Consider the following 16273-nt stretch of genomic DNA (forward strand, 5'->3'; position numbering starts at 1 on the left):
TCACAGGTAGCGGTAGACGTCCTCGGTCGACAGACCGCGGCCGAGCATCAGCACCTGCACCCGGTACAGCAGCTGGGAGATCTCCTCGGCGAGGCGGTCGTCGGACTCGTGCTCGGCCGCGATCCACACCTCGCCGGCTTCCTCGAGCACTTTCTTGCCCTGGGCGTGCACCCCGGCGTCGAGGGCGACGACGGTGCCGGACCCGTCGGGACGGGTACGCGCGCGCTCGGCAAGCTCCGCGAACAGCTCATCGAAGGTCTTCACGATCTGCAGATCCTTCCACCCCGGCCCCGCGGGTGCCGCCCCGGCCCGCCGCGGATGCCGCCCATCTCACACCACCGTGGAACGCGGTTCCCGGATGGTGGGAGTCAGAAGAGCGCGCCCCGCTCGAAGTCGAGCAGGTACCGCTTGCGCTCCAGGCCGCCGCCGTAGCCGGTGAGCGAGCCGGTCGAGCCGACCACCCGGTGGCACGGGACGATGATGCCGATCGGGTTCCTGCCGTTCGCCAGCCCGACCGCGCGGGACGCTCCCGGGCTGCCGAGCCGGGCGGCCAGCTCGCCGTACGAGGTGGTGGTGCCGTACGGGATCTCGCGCAGCTGGGCCCAGACCGACCGCTGGAACGGCGTGCCCACGAAGGTCAGCGGCAGCTCGAACCGCTCGCGCCGGCCGGCGAAGTACTCCTTCAGCTCGGTTTCGGCGCGGGCGAAGATGTCCGCGCCGGGGTCGGGCGAGCCGAACGTCAGCTCGTCCGGGCGGTGGCGCTGCTCGGCCATGTACAGGCCGCACAGCGCGTCGCCCTCGGCGACCAGCGTCAGCGGGCCGCAGGGGCTGTCCACGACAGCGTGGGTGCGCATCGGTTCTCCTGAACTCAAGCCGCGGGCATCCGGTTGATCGCGTGATCACCGGTGGCCCACAGGTGCTGGGTGGCGTAGGCCCGCCACGGGCGCCAGGCGGCGGACCGGGCGACGACGGCGGCCTGGCCGCCGAGGCCGAGGGTTTCCGCCGCGTACTTGATGCCGAGGTCGGTGGGGAGGAAGGCGTCCGGGTCGCCCAGCGCCCGCATCGCGATGCTCTCGACCGTCCACGGCCCGAAGCCGGGCAACGCGCTCAGCGCGGCCCGGGTCGTCTCCCAGTCGCTGCCGGCGCCGAGGTCGAGGCCGCCGGTCAGCGCCTCGACCAGGGCGAGCAGCGTGCGACGGCGGCTGCGGGGCATGGCCAGCGTCTCCGGGTCCAGCGAAGCCAGGGCTTCCGGCGACGGGAACAGGTGGGTCAGGCCCCCTTCGGGGTCCTCGACCGGTTCGCCGTGCGCGACGACGAGCCGGGCCGCGTGGGTGCGGGCCGCCGCCGTCGAGACCTGCTGGCCCAGCACGGCCCGGACGGCGAACTCGGCGCCGTCGACCGTGCGCGGGACCCGGCGGCCCGGCGCGGCCGCGACCAGGGGCGCGAGCAGCGGGTCGGTGGCCAGCTGCTCGTCGACGGCGAGCGGGTCGGCGTCCAGGTCGAGCAGGCGGCGGCACCGGCTGGTCGCGGCGGGCAGGTCCCGGAGGTCGGCCAGGGTGAGGCGGCAGGCGATGTGGCCGTCCTCGGGGCGCAGCGCCACGATGCCGGCGCCGTGCGGCAGCCGCAGCGTCCGGCGGTAGGCGCCGTCCCGCCACTCCTCCACGCCCGGCACGCCGGTCGCCACCAGGTGCCCGAAGAGGTTGTCGGGGCACAGCGGCTTCCGGTAGGGCAGCCGCAGCACGAGCGCCCCGGCCGCCGCGGGCTTGCCCTTCGCGCGCTGCCGCAGTTCGGTCGGCGAGAGGGCGAACACCTCCCGCACGGTGTCGTTGAACGCCCGGATGCTGCCGAAGCCGGCGGCCAGTGCCAGTTCGGTCATCGGCAGCGCGGTCGTTTCGATGAGGATCCGCGCGGTCTGCGCGCGCTGGGCCCGCGCCAGCGCCAGCGGGCCGGCGCCGAGCTCGGCGAACACCTGGCGCTCGACCTGCCGGACGCTGTAGCCGAGCCGGGCGGCCAGCCCGCGGACGCCTTCGGTGTCCACGACGCCGTCGGCGATCAGCCGCATCGCCCGCGCCACCAGGTCGGCGCGCTCGTTCCACAGCGGGGAGCCGGGGCTGGCGTCGGGGCGGCAGCGCTTGCAGGCGCGGAACCCGGCCTGCTGCGCGGCCGCCGCGCTCGGGTAGAAGCTCATGTTCCGCGGTTTGGGCGGCACCACGGGACAGCTGGGCCGGCAGTAGATCTTCGTCGTCAGGACCGCCGTGTAGAACCACCCGTCGAACCGGGCGTCCTTCCCCTGCACGGCCCGCACGCACCGTTCGAAGTCTTCATGCACGCGACCCAGCATCGCCGAGCGCGGCGAGCGGGGCTAGCGGAAATGCGACATGGGCGTCAGCCCAGCAAAGCCGCCAGCGCGGGCACGTCGATGCCCACGAGCGAGTCGCGGAACACGCGCCGCTCCCCCGGCTCGACCGCGACGTCGTTGGGGATGACCAGCACCGTGCAGCCCGCCGCGACCGCCGACGCCGTGCCCGGCGGGGAGTCCTCGACCGCGACGCACCGCGCCGCGTCGACCCCGAGGAGCTCGGCCGCCTTGAGGTACGGGCGCGGGTGCGGCTTGTTGAAGCCCTCCACCTCGTCGCCGCAGACCGTGACGTCGAAGAAGTCGCGGCCGATCGTGTTCAGCGCCAGCTCGGTGAGGTCGCGCTCGGTGGAGGTGACCAGCGCCGACCGCAAGCCCGCTTCGCGCACCGCCGCCAGTGCTTCGCGGGCACCCGGGCGCCACGGCAGCGCGTCGTCGAACAGCCCGGCCGTCCGGCGGCGGATCTGGTCGCCGGTGGCGGCGATCGCCTCCGGCGTGACTTCGCGGCCGACGACCTCGAGCAGGTACTCCGCCGTGTCGTCCATGTTGGACCCGACGAGCGTCATCCGCTGTTCTTCGGAAAGCTTGCCGCCCAGTGCTTCCGCCGTCTCGTAGAGCGCGACGTCCCACAGCTTCTCGGAGTCGACCAGAGTGCCGTCCATGTCCCACAACACGGCGCCGAGTCCGTCCACAGTGGAGTCCCTCCCAGGGTCAGGTGTTGAAGTACTTCGCTTCCGGGTGGTGGCAGACGATCGCGTCGGTCGACTGCTCGGGGTGCAGCTGGTACTCCTCGGACAGCTTGACGCCGATGCGGCCCGGCTCGAGGAGCGCGACGATCTTCGCCCGGTCCTCGAGATCGGGACAGGCGCCGTAGCCCAGGGAGAACCGTGCTCCACGGTAGCCGAGCTTGAAGAAGTCCTCGACGTCGTCGGGGTCCGCTGAGGCGACCGCCACACCGCCGGGGAGGATCAGCTCGCCCCGGATGCGGCAGTGCCAGTACTCGGCCAGCGCCTCGGTGAGCTGGACGCCGAGGCCGTGCACCTCGAGGTAGTCGCGGTAGGCGTCCGCGGCGAACAGCTCGTTCGCGTAGTCGGCGATCGGCTGGCCCATGGTCACGACGGTGAACGGCACGACGTCGACTTCGGCCGCCTCCCGCGGCCGGTAGAAGTCGGCCAGGCAGAGGCGCCGGTCGCGGCGCTGGCGCGGGAACGTGAACCGCAGCCGCTCGGGTGCGTCCGGCTCGGGCTCGGTGAGCACGACCAGGTCGTCGCCGTCGGCGACGCACGGGAAGTAGCCGTAGACGACCGCCGCGTGGGCCAGGACGCCGTCGGCGGTCAGCCGGTCGAGCCAGTACCGCAGCCGCGGCCGGCCCTCGGACTCGACGAGCTCGTCGTACGTCGGGCCGGTGCCGCCGCGGGCGCCCTTGAGGCCCCACTGCCCCATGAAGGTCGCGCGCTCGTCGAGCATCGCGGCGTAGTCGGCGAGCGCGACGCCCTTGACCACGCGCGAACCCCAGAAGGGCGCGGTCGGCAGCGGCACGTCGGTGGCCACGTCCGAGCGGGCCGGCGGCGGGCCTTCGAGGGCTTCCTCCTCGGCCTTGCGGGCCTTGCGCGCCTCGGCGATCCGCAGCGAACGCGCCCGGCGTTCCTTGCGCTCCCGCCGCTTCTGCTCCGCGTCGGCGTCCACCAGCGGCGATTCCCCGCGCTTGGCGGCCATGATCGCGTCCATCAGCCGCAGGCCTTCGAACGCGTCCCGCGCGTAGCGGACGTCGCCGAGGTAGAGCTCGCTCAGGTCGTTCTCGACGTAGGACCGGGTGAGCGCGGCGCCGCCGAGCAGCACCGGCCAGCGCACGGAGACGCCCCGGGAGTTCATCTCCTGGAGGTTCTCCTTCATGATCACGGTCGACTTCACCAGCAGCCCGGACATCCCGATCGCGTCGGCGCCCTGCTCCTCGGCGGCGTCCAGGATGGTGGTGATCGGCTGCTTGATGCCGAGGTTGACGACCTCGTAGCCGTTGTTGGACAGGATGATGTCGACGAGGTTCTTGCCGATGTCGTGCACGTCGCCGCGGACGGTGGCGAGCACGATCCGGCCCTTGCCGGCGTCGTCCTCCTTCTCCATGTGCGGCTCGAGGTGCGCGACGGCGGCCTTCATCACCTCGGCGGACTGCAGCACGAACGGCAGCTGCATCTGCCCGGACCCGAACAGCTCGCCGACGGTCTTCATGCCCGACAGCAGCGTGTCGTTGATGATCTCCAGGGCGGGACGCTGGTCCAGTGCCGCGTCGAGGTCGTCGGCCAGGCCGTTGCGCTCGCCGTCGACGATCCGGCGTTCGAGCCGCTCGAACAGCGGCAACGCGGCCAGCTCCTCGGCCCGCGACGCCTTGGACGACGCCGCGCTGACGCCCTCGAACAGCGCCATCAGCTCCTGGAGCGGGTCGTAGCCCTCGCGGCGGCGGTCGTACACGAGGTCGAGGGCCACCGCGCGCTGCTCGTCCGGGATTCGGGCCATCGGCAGGATCTTCGACGCGTGCACGATCGCGGTGTCCAGGCCGGCTTGCACGCATTCGTGCAGGAACACCGAGTTCAGCACCTGCCGCGCGGCCGGGTTGAGCCCGAAGGAGATGTTGGACAGCCCCAGCGTGGTCTGGACCTCGGGGTGGCGCCGCTTGATCTCGCGGATCGCCTCGATCGTCTCGGCCCCGTCGCGGCGCGACTCCTCCTGGCCGGTGGCGATGGTGAAGGTGAGCGCGTCGACGATGACGTCGCAGGTGCGCAGGCCCCAGGTACCGGTGATGTCCTCGATCAGCCGGGTGGCGATGTCGGCCTTCGTCCGCGCGGTCCGCGCCTGGCCTTCCTCGTCGATGGTCAGGGCCACGACGGCGGCGCCGTACTCGCTCACCAGTTCCATGACCTGGGTGAACCGGGACTCCGGCCCGTCGCCGTCCTCGTAGTTGACGGAGTTGACCGCGCACCGGCCGCCGAGCCGCTCCAGTCCCGCGCGGAGCACCGGGACCTCGGTCGAGTCGAGCATGATCGGCAGCGTCGACGCGGTGGCGAGCCGTCCGGCGAGCTCCGCCATGTCCGCGGTGCCGTCGCGCCCGACGTAGTCGACGCAGAGGTCGAGCAGGTGGGCGCCGTCGCGGGTCTGCTCGCGGGCGATCTCGACGCAGTCGTCCCAGCGGCCCTCGAGCATCGCCGTGCGGAACGCCTTCGAGCCGTTGGCGTTGGTCCGCTCGCCGATCATCAGCACGCTGGCGTCCTGCTTGAACGGCACCGCCTGGTAGAGCGACGACACGCCGGGCTCGGGCCGCGGCCGCCGGGCCACGGGCGCGGTGTCCGCCACGGCGGCGGCGAGCTGCCGGATGTGCTCGTCGGTGGTGCCGCAGCAGCCGCCGACCAGGCCGACGCCGAACTCGCGCACGAACCCGGTCAGTGCCTCGACCAGCGCTTCCGGGCCGAGCGGGTAGACGGCGCCGGCCGGGCCGAGCTCCGGCAGGCCGGCGTTCGGCATCACCGACAGCGGCACCCGGGCGTGCTTGGCCAGCTGCCGCAGGTGCTCGCTCATCTCGGCCGGCCCGGTCGCGCAGTTGAGCCCGATGACGTCGATGCCGAGCGGTTCCAGCGCGGCCAGCGCCGCGCCGACCTCGGTGCCGAGCAGCATCGTGCCGGTCGTTTCGACGGTGATCGAAGCGAGGACCGGCACGCGGCGTCCCTCGGCCGCCATCGCCCGCTTCGCCCCGATGATCGACGCCTTCGTCTGGAGGATGTCCTGGGTGGTCTCGACGATCACCGCGTCCACGCCGCCGGCCAGCAGGCCGCGGACCTGCTCCTGGTAGGCGTCGCGCAGAGTGGCGAACGGCGCGTGACCGAGCGTCGGGAGCTTCGTGCCGGGGCCGACCGAGCCGAGCACGAACCGCGGGCGGTCCGCCGTCGCGTACTCGTCCGCGGCCTCCCGGGCCAGCCGCGCGCCGGCTTCGGCCAGCTCGAAGATCCGTCCGGTGATGTCGTATTCGGCGAAGTTGGCGAAATTGGCCCCGAAAGTGTTGGTCTCGACCGCGTCCGCCCCCGCTTCGAGGTAGCCGCGGTGCACGGACCGGACGACGTCCGGCCGGGTGACGTTCAGGATCTCGTTGCACCCTTCCAGCCCGCCGAAGTCGTCCAGGCTCAGGTCGTGGGCCTGCAGGGCGGTGCCCATCGCCCCGTCGGCCACCAGGACGCGCGAGCCCAGGACTTCGAGAAACGGTGACGACAGGCGGTCGGACATGCTGAACAGGGTAAGGCCGGTAGCCGTAGGCTGGTCCGGTGAGTGAGCCCGTCGACGAGACCCCGCGGCCGCCCGGCGACCGCACCGAACCCACCCGGCCCTTGATGGTCGTCGCCTTCGAAGGCTGGAACGACGCAGGTGACGCGGCCAGCCGGGCGGTCGAGCACCTGCAGCTGAACTGGGACGCCACGCCCCTGGCCGAACTGGAGCCCGACGACTACTACGACTTCCAGGTCAGCCGCCCGACCGTCCGGATGGTGGACGGCGTCACTCGACGGGTGGACTGGCCGACCACGACGCTCTCGGTGTGCCGTCCCGACGGGTTCGACCGCGACGTGGTCCTCGTCCAGGGACCCGAGCCCAACATGCGCTGGCGCGCCTTCTGCGCGGAACTGCTGGAGCACATCAAGCAGCTGGACGTCGCGACCGTCGTGACGCTCGGCGCGCTGCTCGCGGACACCGCGCACACCCGGCCGGTCCCGGTCACCGGAACGGCCTACGACAAGGACACCGCGTCGCTCTACGGCCTGGACCTGAACAACTACCAGGGACCGACCGGCATCGTCGGGATCCTGCAGGACTACTGCGTGCAGGCGGGCATCCCGGCCGTGTCGATCTGGGCGGCCGTGCCGCACTACGTGTCGCACCCGCCGTCCCCGAAGGCGACGCTGGCGCTGCTGCACAAGCTGGAGGACATCCTCGACGTCGAGATCCCGCTCGGCGCGCTGCCGGAGCAGGCCGAGGAGTGGCAGCGCACGGTCAGCGAGATGGCCGACGAGGACGAAGAGATCAGCGAGTACGTCCGGGGCCTCGAGGAGCGCGGGGACGCGCAGAGCGAGGTCGCCGAGCAGGACGTCAGCGGCGACAAGATCGCCGCGGAGTTCGAGCGCTACCTGCGCCGCCGCGGCCGAGGCGGCGGACAGGAAGGCTTCGGCCTGCGCTGAGTCACCCGCGCCAGCTGGTGGCGAACGCCCGGGCGGGGTTCGCCACCAGCATGGCCGTGACGACGTCGCCGCCGAGCAGCTTCGTCAGCCGCGGCGCCAGCGTCGTGAGCAGGTACGGGAGGCCGCCCGGTTCGCGCCGGGCGGCGGCGGTCGTCGTGTCGCCGCCGAGCAGCAGCTGACCGCCGTGCCCGGCGCCGACGAGGGCCTCGAGGCAGTCCGCGAGCCGCCAGTCGGTGGCGCGGTTGGCCAGGGACGGCCCGTCGAACGCCAGGAAGACGCCGGTTCCGGCGATTTCGCGCTGGATCCTCGGGTCCGGGTGGCGGTTGAGGTGCCCGAGGATCACCCGATCGGCGGGCACGCCGAGGGTGCCGCACAGCAGCTCGGCGATCTCCGGGCCGGCGGTGCCGTGTTCGAGGTGGACCGCGATCGGCGCCCCGGTCTCTTCGTGCGCCACCGCGGCCGCGGTGAGCGTCGTCCGGGCGTGCGCGTCGATCGCGTGGAACGCGCCGGCGACCTTGATCAGCCCCGCCCGGTGCTGCCGCATCCGCAGGTCCTCCGGCAGGTCGGCGGGCCCGGTGCCCTCGACGAGGTCGGCGACGAAGAGCCGGACCAGGTCGTCGGCCACCTGGTGGAGGAACGCCGGCGCGTAGTGCGCGGCCCGGTGCAGGCCGGTCGCCGCGACGACGTGCACCCCGGCTTCCCGCGAGAGCTGGGCGAGTTCCCGGGTCCGGCGACCGAGGCCGAACGGCGTCCACTGCACCACGGCGGAGCCGCCGGCGCCCCGGAACGTCAGCAGCTGCTCCATCGCCGCTTCCGTGCTGTCCAGCTCCTCGCCCGGGAGCAGCTTCGAGGCGAAGAAGAGGTGGTCGTGCGAGTCGGTCACGCCGAGCGCGGCCGGCTCGATGTCGCCGAGCAGCGTGCGCACCTTGGGGTCCCCGGTCACCCGACCGAGTGTAACGGCTGACCCGTTACGATGGCGAGGTGCCGGAAGACTTCCGCCTCGACATGGGCGCGCCGTGGCTGAACCTGCTCGCCACCCGCGGCCGCCACTTCGGGCCGCGGCCGGTCGAGCGCCTCCCGAACGTGGACCGGCTGCGCGCCTGGCTGGCCTTGGCGGAGCTGACCCCGCTGTCCCCGGTCACGGATTTCGACGTGCCGGCCGCGCAGGACCTGCGCGAGGCGCTGCGGCCGCTCGCACTGGGCGTGGTGGACGGCGTCGCGCCGAACGCCGGGCAGGTCCGGGCGCTGACGCGGTTCCTGGCCGTGGAGCCGGTGCACCTGGCCGCGCTCGACCGCGTGCACCGGAGCGCCCCGCCGACCGCGGCCGCCGCCTTCGCCCGGCTGGCCCACCAGGCGGCGGACTGGCTCACCGGACCGCTGCGGCACGACCTGCGGGCCTGCCCGGAGCAGGACTGCCGAGGCGTCTTCGCCGACCCGGGCGGCCGGCGCCGCTGGTGCCCGGCCCCGGCCTGCGCCAGCCGCGGCCGGGTCCGCGCGCTCAGGGAACGGCGCCGCACGGAATCATGACGGCCAGAGGATGCGGCGCATCGGGACCGCGCCCCGGGCCCGCTTGCGCCACTCGCGCGGGTAACCGAGCGACACCTCTTCGAAGCGGACGCCGTCGGCTTCCGTGGTCCGCGGGATGTGCAGGTGGCCGTAGACGGCGATCTCCGCGCGGTAGCGGACGTGCCAGTCCTCGGTCTTCGTGGAACCGCACCACAGCGCGAACTCGGGCCAGTACAGCGGCGCCGTCGGGTGGCGGTGCAGCGGCCAGTGCGACATCAGGATCGTGCCGTGGTCCTCGGGGATCGCATCGAGGCGCTCGGTGCTGATCTTCAGCCGGTCCGCGCACCACGCCTGCCGGCTCGGGTACGGGTCGGGGTGCAGGAAGTACTCGTCGGTGCAGACGACGCCGGCCTCGCGCGCCTGCCGCAGGGCCTCCTCCAGCGGCTTGCCCTCCGCCTCGGGGGTCCGCCAGCTGTAGTCGTAGAGCAGGAACAGCGGCGCGATGGTCAGCGGCCGCGAACCGTGCTCCCAGACGGGGTACTCGTCCTCCGGCGTAAGCACGCCGATCTCGCGGCACTGCTCGACCAGGTACTCGTAGCGGGCCTGGCCGCGCAGCTGGCACGGGTCGTTGTTCGTCGTCCACAGCTCGTGGTTGCCCGGCACCCAGACGACCTTCGCGAACCGCTCGCGCAGCGTCTTCAGCGTCCCGATGGTGGCTTCCGCGCGCTCGGCCACGTCGCCGGCCACGAGGAGCCAGTCGTCCGCCGTCTCGGGGACGACGGAGTCGAGGATCGGGCCGTTGCCCTCGTGGGTCACGTGGAGGTCGCTGGTGGCGAAGAGGTGTGGCACCCCTCCACCGTAGCCACCGCGCTCGCGGGGACTTCGCGAAACCTGCGAATCCGGGACAGCATGAGCACGCCCGCGAGCACGTAGACCCCGGCCTGGACGTTCAGCAGCACGGCGGGCCCGGTCACCGCGACCAGGGTGCCCGCCAGCAGCGCGCCGGCGGTGGTGAAGGCGGCGATGGCGGCGAACGTCGTGCTCAGCACCCGGCCGGCCCGTTCGGGGGCCACCGCGCTCTGGATCTCCGACAGCACCCCGGCGCCGACGGCGACGCCCGGCGCACCCACGAGGACGAACAACGCGAGGTAGCCGCCCAGCGCCGTCGTCACCAGCGAAAGGTTCCAGATCACCGCGGAGAGCACGCCCAGCAGCACCGAGCCCCACCCGATCAGCGCCGTGGGCGCCACCCGCCGCGCCACGGTGGCCAAGGCGAACCCGGCGGCCAGCCCGCCGATCGCCTGGACGCCACGCAGCAGGCCCGCGTCGGCTTCGCTGCCGCCGAGCACGTCCAGGACGTACACCACGAACAGCACCAGGAACATGCCCTGCGCCAGCGACGTGAACACCAGGGCCAGCCCGGTGCGCCACAGGCGCCGGTTGCGCGTCAGCTCCCGCAGGCCGTCGATCCAGGCCCGCACGACGGGTTCGCGGGCGGCGGCGGGCGCGGGCGCCGCCACCCGGCGGAACGGCTTGGCCAGCAGCGCCGCGGCCACCGCGAGGACGGCCAGGTAGCCGGTGATGACGTCGGCGAGCCCGCCGAAGCCCAGCAGCGCGCCGCCCGCCCAGCCGCCGGCGAGCCGGGCGACGCTGCCGTTGACGCTCATCAGCCCGTTGGCCCCGGTCACGTCGGCGACCCCGACCAGCTCGGGGACGAGTGCGTTGCGCGCCGGCTCGAACACCGACGCCAGCGCCGCCTGGGCGGCCATCACCGCGTACACCACGGGGACACCGGGCTCGGCCAGCAGCGGGAGCGCCACGACGGCGAGCCCGCAGCAGACGCCGGACAGCACCGCGCGGCGGTTCCACCGGTCGGCGACGACACCGGCGACCGGGCTCAGCAGCACCGCGGGCAGCAGGCCGAGCACGATGCTCAGCGCCGTCGTCGCGGCCGAGCCGGTGCGCTGGAAGACGTAGACCGGCAACGCCACCTGCAGCATCCACTCGGCCGTCTCGCCGAAGAAGGCGGCCGCCCACAGCCGCGCGAACGCAGGCACGCCCAGGAGCTGTTTCACGCCTCCGCCTTCCCCGAGTGCTCGATGCGCGGGAACGCCCGCACGCCGAGGTGCACCGACCCCGCGTCCGCCGGCGCGTCGGTCCTGATCGCGCCGACGTAGGGCCGGACCAGCGCGTCGATCGCGTCGGTCAGCCGGGTCAGCTCGGCGGGTGTGACGCGCAGCGCGTAGGCCGACATCCCGGTCGCGGCGCGCCAGGCCGGGTCGAGGCCGTCGAGGGAGTCCAGGTACCGCTGGGTCAGCTCCTGCTCGTGGCTCAGCGTCGCGCCGACCACGCCGAGCTGCGCCGCCCGGTGCGCCGGGTCGTCGGCCAGCTCCCCCATCTCCAGCCCGACCTGGCGGGCGCGCCACGGGCGTTCCCGGCCGTCTTCGGCGTCGGCCCGCTCGACGAGCCCGTACTGCGCCAGCTGCCGCAGGTGCCAGCTGCAGTTGGACGCCGTCGAGCCGACCGCTTCCGCGCACTCGCTCGCGGTGCGCGGGCCGACGGCGGTCAGGTGGTTGAGCAGCGCCGACCGCAGCGGGTGGGCCAGCGCGCGCAGCAGCTCGACGTCCTCGATCCGCTTGCGCGGCGGCAGCTCGGCCATCGGTCACCCAATTCTGAAAGACTCATTTCGAAAGCTTCCTTTCATACTTGGTCCCGCCTGCGGGTTTGTCAACGGGCTGCGCTATCGTTCGCTACGCAGCAGCTGCCCAGGGCAGTGACTGCGCCGTGACCCGACCTTGGATGGACGTTGCCCGACCAGCGCGAACTCGCCACCGCCGCCGCCCTCGCCCTCCCCCGGTTCGTGGGCTCGACCGCGCTCTTCCACGCCGCGGTCGCCGAGCGGATGGGCGTCACCCCGACCGAGCTGCACTGCGTGCACCTGCTCCACGGCGGCGTCAGCGACTCCCCGACCGAACTCGCGAGACTGCTCGGCATGTCCACGGGGGCGTTCACCCGGCTGCTCGACCGGATGGCACTGCACCGGCTGGCCGAGCGCGCCCCGGACCCCGCCGACCGGCGCCGGCTCGTCGTCCGGCCGCTGCCCGACCGGATGGCCGAGCTCGCCGAGCTCTACGCGCCGATGGCCCGGTTCGTCGGCGAACGGCTCGCGCGCTTCGACCGCCGCCAGCTGACCGCCCTGCTCGAGTTCCTCACCGACGGCACCGCCGCCGCCGAGCGGTCGACCGTCGACCTACCGGATGTGACGCAGGCCATAACCCGTTGACTAACTCTACGGTTGTTGCGTTAACTTGTTCTCACTATGAAGAACTGAACCGCGCCCATCCCGCTTCCGAGGCGGCACCCGGTCGAGCCTGACGCTCCCGCGTGCCACGACGCCCGGCGGGATTTCCGCTTCTTCTCCTCCGGGCCCGGTGATGCGCAATGTCAACCCTTTTCCCCTTGCAGGCCAAGGACGTCGTCTTCGGCTACGGCACCCGCGTGGTGCTCGACGGCGTCTCGCTGACCGCGTCGGCCGGGCAACGGCTCGGCCTGGTCGGTGAGAACGGCACCGGCAAGTCCACCCTGCTGCGCCTGCTCGCCGGGCTCGAAGAACCGCGCTCCGGCGAGGTGCTCCGCGGCCCCGACGTCGGGTTCCTGCTGCAGGAGCTGCCGTTCGGCGAGGACGCGACCTTCGCCGACGTCCTCGACGACGCCCTCGCCGAGATCCGGGCCGCCGCGGCCCGCCTCGACGAGCTGACCGCCGCGATGACCGAGAAGCCCGACGACGAGGCCGTGCTCGAGGAGTACGGCCGGGTCCTGGAGTGGGCCCAGGCCCACGACCTCTGGGACGCCGACCGCCGCGCGAAGCTCGTCTGCGACGGGCTCGGCCTCGGCGGCGTCGAACCGGACCGGCGGCTGGGCACGCTGTCGGGCGGCCAGCGGTCCCGGCTCGGCCTGGCCGCGCTGCTCGTCCGGCAGCCGGCGACGCTGCTGCTCGACGAGCCGACCAACCACCTCGACGACGCCGCGATGGCGTTCCTCGAGCACCACCTCGCCGAGCTGACCGGGATCGTCGTGCTGTCGTCGCACGACCGGGTGTTCCTCGACGCCGTCTGCACCGACATCGTCGACCTCGACCCGGCCGCCGCGGACCGGCAGGCCGGCGGCGCGGTCCGCTACGGCGGCAGCTACTCCGACTACCTCGGCCACAAGAAGGCGGAGCGGGCGCGGTGGGAGCAGCGCTATGCCGAAGAACAGGAGGAGCTGAAGGAGCTGCGGGAGACCGTCGCGGTCACCGCGCGGAACGTCGCCTACGGCCGCGGTCCAAGGGACAACGACAAGTTCATCCACGCCTTCAAGGGCGCCCGCGTCCAGAAGACGATCTCGCGGCGGGTGCGCGACGCCGAGCAGCGGCTGGAGAACCTCGAACGCGACCAGGTCCGCAAACCCCCGGCGCCGTTGCGGTTCCGGGCGGAGCTCACCGGCCGGGCGGCCGGCGAAGGACCGGCGATTTCAGTGCGCGGACTGGAAGTTCCGGGCCGGCTGCGGCTGCCGCGGCTGGACGTCGAGGGTTCGGCACGGCTGCTCGTCACCGGCGGGAACGGCGCCGGGAAGTCGACCCTGCTCTCGGTGCTGGCCGGCCGGCTGGCGCCCGCCGCCGGGACGGTCCACTTCGGACACGGCGTGCGGGTCGGGATGCTGGAGCAGGACGTCGCCTTCGCCGAACCGGAACGGACGGCGGCCCGGGTGTACCGCGACACCCTCGGTGAGGACGCTCCCCCGCTGAGCCGGCTCGGCCTGCTGGCGTCCCGGGACCTCCGGCAGCCCGTCGGCGCGCTCTCGGTCGGCCAGCGGCGGCGGCTGGCGCTGGCGATCCTGCTCGCCGAACCGCCGGACGTGCTCCTGCTCGACGAGCCGACGAACCACATTTCGCTGACCCTGGCGGAAGAACTGTTCGCGGCACTGGAGACGGCGCCGGGCGCGGTCGTCGTCGCCTCCCACGACCGCTGGCTGCGCCGCGACTGGTCCGGCGACCACCTCCACCTGGCCGACGGCCACCCCGCCGCCATATAAGCCGTTATACGCCTAGGGCGGAACTTTCATGACGAAAGTTCCGCCCTGGGCCGGTTTCAGAGCTCGATGCCGAGGAGGGCGTCGACCGCGGTGCGGATCAGGCCCGGGGCCGTCGGGTCGGTGCCGTCGCGGCGGAGCGCCTCGTTCGCCCACGCGTCGATCGCCGCCAGTGCCTTCGGCGTGTCGAGGTCGTCGGAGAGGTGGTCGCGCAGCCGGACGATCGTGTCCTCGGCGGACGGCCCGGTGGCCAGCGAGACGGCTTCGCGCCAGCGCGCCAGCCGCGTCTCGGCCTCGGCGAGCAGCGAGTCCGTCCAGGGGCGGTCGGCGCGGTAGTGGCCGGCGAACAGGGCCAGCCGGATCGCGCCCGGGTCGACCTGGTCGGCCCGCAGCCGCGAGACGAACACCAGGTTGCCGCGGGACTTGGACATCTTCTCGCCGTCGAGGCCGATCATGCCGGCGTGGACGTAGTGGCGGGCGAACTGGCCGTCCTTGGCGACGGCTTCGGCGTGCGCCGCGCTGTACTCGTGGTGCGGGAAGATCAGGTCGGAGCCGCCGCCCTGCAGGTCGAACCCGAGGCCCAGCCGGTTGACCGCGATCGCGCTGCACTCGATGTGCCAGCCGGGGCGGCCCGGGCCCAGCTCGGACTCCCACGACGGCTCACCCTCGCGGGCGACGCGCCACAGCAGCGCGTCGAGCGGGTGGCGCTTGCCGGGGCGGTCGGGGTCGCCGCCGCGCTCGGCGAAGAACTTCGCCATCGTGGGCTCGTCGTAGTTCGACTCGTAGCCGAACTTGCCGGTCGCCGCGTGGTCGAAGTAGATGTCCGGGAACTCCGGGTCGTCCGCCCGGTAGGCGGCGCCGTTGGCCAGCAGCTTGGCGATGACCTCGACGATCTCCGGGATGCTCTCCACCGCGCCGACGAACTGCCGCGGCGGGACCACCCGCAGCGCGGTCATGTCCTCGCGGAACAGCGCCGTCTCGCGCATGCCCAGCACGACCCAGTCGTCCTTGTCGCGCTCGGCCCGCTCCAGCAGCGGCTCGTCGATGTCCGTCACGTTCTGCACGTAGTGGACGTCGTGGCCGTTGTCCCGCCAGATCCGGTTCACCAGGTCGAAGGCGAGGTACGTCGCGGCGTGCCCCAGATGCGTCGCGTCGTAGGGCGTGATGCCGCAGACGTACATCCGGGCGGTGGCGCCGGGCGCGGTCGGGCGGATCTGCCCGGTGGCCGTGTCGTGGAGCCGCAGCGGGCGGGGGGTGCCGGGGATGCGGGGCACGTCGACCGATGACCAAGTCTGCATACCCCGACTGTAAGCGCTGCCCCGCACACCCTCCCGCCCGGTGGGACTCCTCCCCCACGTGGCGGAGTCATTCCTCCCGGTGGGCCGCGTTCGCTTCGATGGCGTCGCGGACGAACGCGCCTACGCCGGGACGCTGCTCGTCGGCCCTGATCAGGAACTCCAGCTGCGCCGGCTCGGTGACGTACAACGCCCCGATCCGCCGCTGCGTCTCGTAGGAGCACTCGCCCATCACGCGGGACAGCATCTCCCGGTGCGCCTCGGCCAGCTCCCCGGCCTCGGGGCTGTCCGGTGCGCGGCCGGCGTCCAGGACGGCGCCGAGCCGCGCCACCCAGTCCTTCCGGGCGGCCTCACCGGCCGCCAGGTCCTCCTTGGACGGCGTGGCCGCGCCCCGCCACTCGGGGGTGTGCGCCCAGCGGCGAGCGGCTTCTTCCGCGTAGCCGTCCGGTTCGCGGAACCCGCCGAACACTTCGAACTTCTCCTCGGGCGTCAACGCGCTGCCCATGGCTCTCGCCTCCATCACGCGGTCGACGGCCGCGACCATCCGCCCGAGCTCGCCGATCCGCGCCACCAGCAGCTCCCGCTGCCGTTCCAGGTGCGCGTCGGCGTCGATGCCCGGGTCGTCGACGAGGGTCGCGATCGTCTCGAGGGGAAAGCCGAGCTCCCGGTAGAACAGGATCCGCTGCAGCCGGTCGAGGTCCTCGCCGGAGTAGCTGCGGTACCCGGACGCGGTCCGCCCGCTCGGGCTGAGCAGGCCGATCTCGTCGTAGTGGTGCAGCGTCCGGACGGTGATCCCGGCCAGTGCGGCGACCTTGCCCACCGGATGCCCCATCGGT

The 16273-nt window shown here is 73.0% G+C and carries 15 protein-coding genes; 4 read left to right on the forward strand and 11 right to left on the reverse strand.

What is annotated here, in order from left to right; genetic code table 11:
* From AB5J73_RS36880 to metH, 5 genes are all read right to left on the reverse strand, one after another.
* On the reverse strand, nt 1-264 hold the full coding sequence (locus AB5J73_RS36880) for a phosphoribosyl-ATP diphosphatase (protein WP_086681128.1): 264 nt from the start codon (nt 262-264) through the stop codon (nt 1-3).
* A 104-nt stretch (nt 265-368) separates the two neighbouring features.
* Nucleotides 369-854, reverse strand: coding sequence for a methylated-DNA--[protein]-cysteine S-methyltransferase (locus AB5J73_RS36885; RefSeq protein WP_370963438.1), 486 nt, complete (start codon nt 852-854; stop codon nt 369-371).
* A gap of 14 nt (nt 855-868) precedes the next feature.
* Nucleotides 869-2329: an AlkA N-terminal domain-containing protein gene (locus tag AB5J73_RS36890; RefSeq protein ID WP_370963439.1), complete on the reverse strand. Its 1461-nt coding sequence runs from the start codon at nt 2327-2329 to the stop codon at nt 869-871.
* Nucleotides 2330-2385: 56 nt separating this feature from the next.
* Nucleotides 2386-3048, reverse strand: a complete 663-nt coding sequence (locus AB5J73_RS36895) for an HAD family hydrolase (RefSeq protein ID WP_370963440.1) — start codon at nt 3046-3048, stop codon at nt 2386-2388.
* A gap of 19 nt (nt 3049-3067) precedes the next feature.
* Nucleotides 3068-6622 (reverse strand): methionine synthase, encoded by a 3555-nt coding sequence (metH, locus tag AB5J73_RS36900; RefSeq protein ID WP_370963441.1) that lies wholly within the window; start codon nt 6620-6622, stop codon nt 3068-3070.
* Nucleotides 6623-6660: 38 nt separating this feature from the next.
* Here metH and AB5J73_RS36905 point away from each other — a divergent pair, with 38 nt between their 5' ends.
* On the forward strand, nt 6661-7566 hold the full coding sequence (locus tag AB5J73_RS36905) for a PAC2 family protein (RefSeq protein WP_370963442.1): 906 nt from the start codon (nt 6661-6663) through the stop codon (nt 7564-7566).
* Nucleotide 7567: 1 nt separating this feature from the next.
* Here AB5J73_RS36905 and AB5J73_RS36910 read toward each other — a convergent pair whose 3' ends face one another.
* Nucleotides 7568-8509: a phosphotriesterase gene (locus AB5J73_RS36910; RefSeq protein WP_370963443.1), complete on the reverse strand. Its 942-nt coding sequence runs from the start codon at nt 8507-8509 to the stop codon at nt 7568-7570.
* Nucleotides 8510-8547: 38 nt separating this feature from the next.
* Here AB5J73_RS36910 and AB5J73_RS36915 point away from each other — a divergent pair, with 38 nt between their 5' ends.
* Nucleotides 8548-9093 (forward strand): ABATE domain-containing protein, encoded by a 546-nt coding sequence (locus AB5J73_RS36915; protein ID WP_370963444.1) that lies wholly within the window; start codon nt 8548-8550, stop codon nt 9091-9093.
* Here AB5J73_RS36915 and AB5J73_RS36920 read toward each other — a convergent pair.
* Genes AB5J73_RS36920 through AB5J73_RS36930 form a run of 3 tightly spaced genes read right to left on the reverse strand, consistent with a single transcriptional unit; the run spans nt 9088 to nt 11731 of the window.
* Nucleotides 9088-9921, reverse strand: coding sequence for a metallophosphoesterase (locus tag AB5J73_RS36920; RefSeq protein WP_370963445.1), 834 nt, complete (start codon nt 9919-9921; stop codon nt 9088-9090). The two genes, AB5J73_RS36915 and AB5J73_RS36920, sit on opposite strands and share 6 nt — an antisense overlap.
* Complete coding sequence (locus AB5J73_RS36925; protein ID WP_370963446.1) at nt 9885-11147, reverse strand: MFS transporter; 1263 nt, start codon at nt 11145-11147, stop codon at nt 9885-9887. Before AB5J73_RS36925 ends, AB5J73_RS36920 begins: the two co-directional genes overlap by 37 nt.
* Nucleotides 11144-11731, reverse strand: a complete 588-nt coding sequence (locus AB5J73_RS36930; protein WP_370963447.1) for an ArsR/SmtB family transcription factor — start codon at nt 11729-11731, stop codon at nt 11144-11146. Before AB5J73_RS36930 ends, AB5J73_RS36925 begins: the two co-directional genes overlap by 4 nt.
* 147 nt (nt 11732-11878) lie before the next feature.
* Between AB5J73_RS36930 and AB5J73_RS36935 the strand changes: the two genes are divergently transcribed.
* Nucleotides 11879-12355 (forward strand): MarR family winged helix-turn-helix transcriptional regulator, encoded by a 477-nt coding sequence (locus tag AB5J73_RS36935; RefSeq protein WP_370963448.1) that lies wholly within the window; start codon nt 11879-11881, stop codon nt 12353-12355.
* A gap of 158 nt (nt 12356-12513) precedes the next feature.
* Nucleotides 12514-14145 (forward strand): ABC-F family ATP-binding cassette domain-containing protein, encoded by a 1632-nt coding sequence (locus tag AB5J73_RS36940; RefSeq protein WP_370963449.1) that lies wholly within the window; start codon nt 12514-12516, stop codon nt 14143-14145.
* A 56-nt stretch (nt 14146-14201) separates the two neighbouring features.
* On the opposite strand, the gene mshC is transcribed toward AB5J73_RS36940, so the two are convergent.
* Complete coding sequence (mshC, locus tag AB5J73_RS36945; RefSeq protein ID WP_370963450.1) at nt 14202-15440, reverse strand: cysteine--1-D-myo-inosityl 2-amino-2-deoxy-alpha-D-glucopyranoside ligase; 1239 nt, start codon at nt 15438-15440, stop codon at nt 14202-14204.
* Nucleotides 15441-15507: 67 nt separating this feature from the next.
* Nucleotides 15508-16269 (reverse strand): MerR family transcriptional regulator, encoded by a 762-nt coding sequence (locus tag AB5J73_RS36950; protein ID WP_370963451.1) that lies wholly within the window; start codon nt 16267-16269, stop codon nt 15508-15510.
* Nucleotides 16270-16273 lie beyond the last annotated feature (4 nt).

Origin of the sequence: Amycolatopsis sp. cg9, assembly GCF_041346945.1 — a bacterium.
Classification (GTDB): domain Bacteria; phylum Actinomycetota; class Actinomycetes; order Mycobacteriales; family Pseudonocardiaceae; genus Amycolatopsis.

Bases quoted from the DNA above. Each gene is read 5' to 3' on its own strand.
- AB5J73_RS36930 (WP_370963447.1), bottom strand. From the start codon at position 11,731: ATGGCCGAGCTGCCGCCGCGCAAGCGGATCGAGGACGTCGAGCTGCTG.
- mshC (WP_370963450.1), bottom strand. From the start codon at position 15,440: ATGCAGACTTGGTCATCGGTCGACGTGCCCCGCATCCCCGGCACCCCC.
- AB5J73_RS36885 (WP_370963438.1), bottom strand. From the start codon at position 854: ATGCGCACCCACGCTGTCGTGGACAGCCCCTGCGGCCCGCTGACGCTG.
- AB5J73_RS36950 (WP_370963451.1), bottom strand. From the start codon at position 16,269: ATGGGGCATCCGGTGGGCAAGGTCGCCGCACTGGCCGGGATCACCGTC.
- AB5J73_RS36940 (WP_370963449.1), top strand. From the start codon at position 12,514: ATGTCAACCCTTTTCCCCTTGCAGGCCAAGGACGTCGTCTTCGGCTAC.
- metH (WP_370963441.1), bottom strand. From the start codon at position 6,622: ATGTCCGACCGCCTGTCGTCACCGTTTCTCGAAGTCCTGGGCTCGCGC.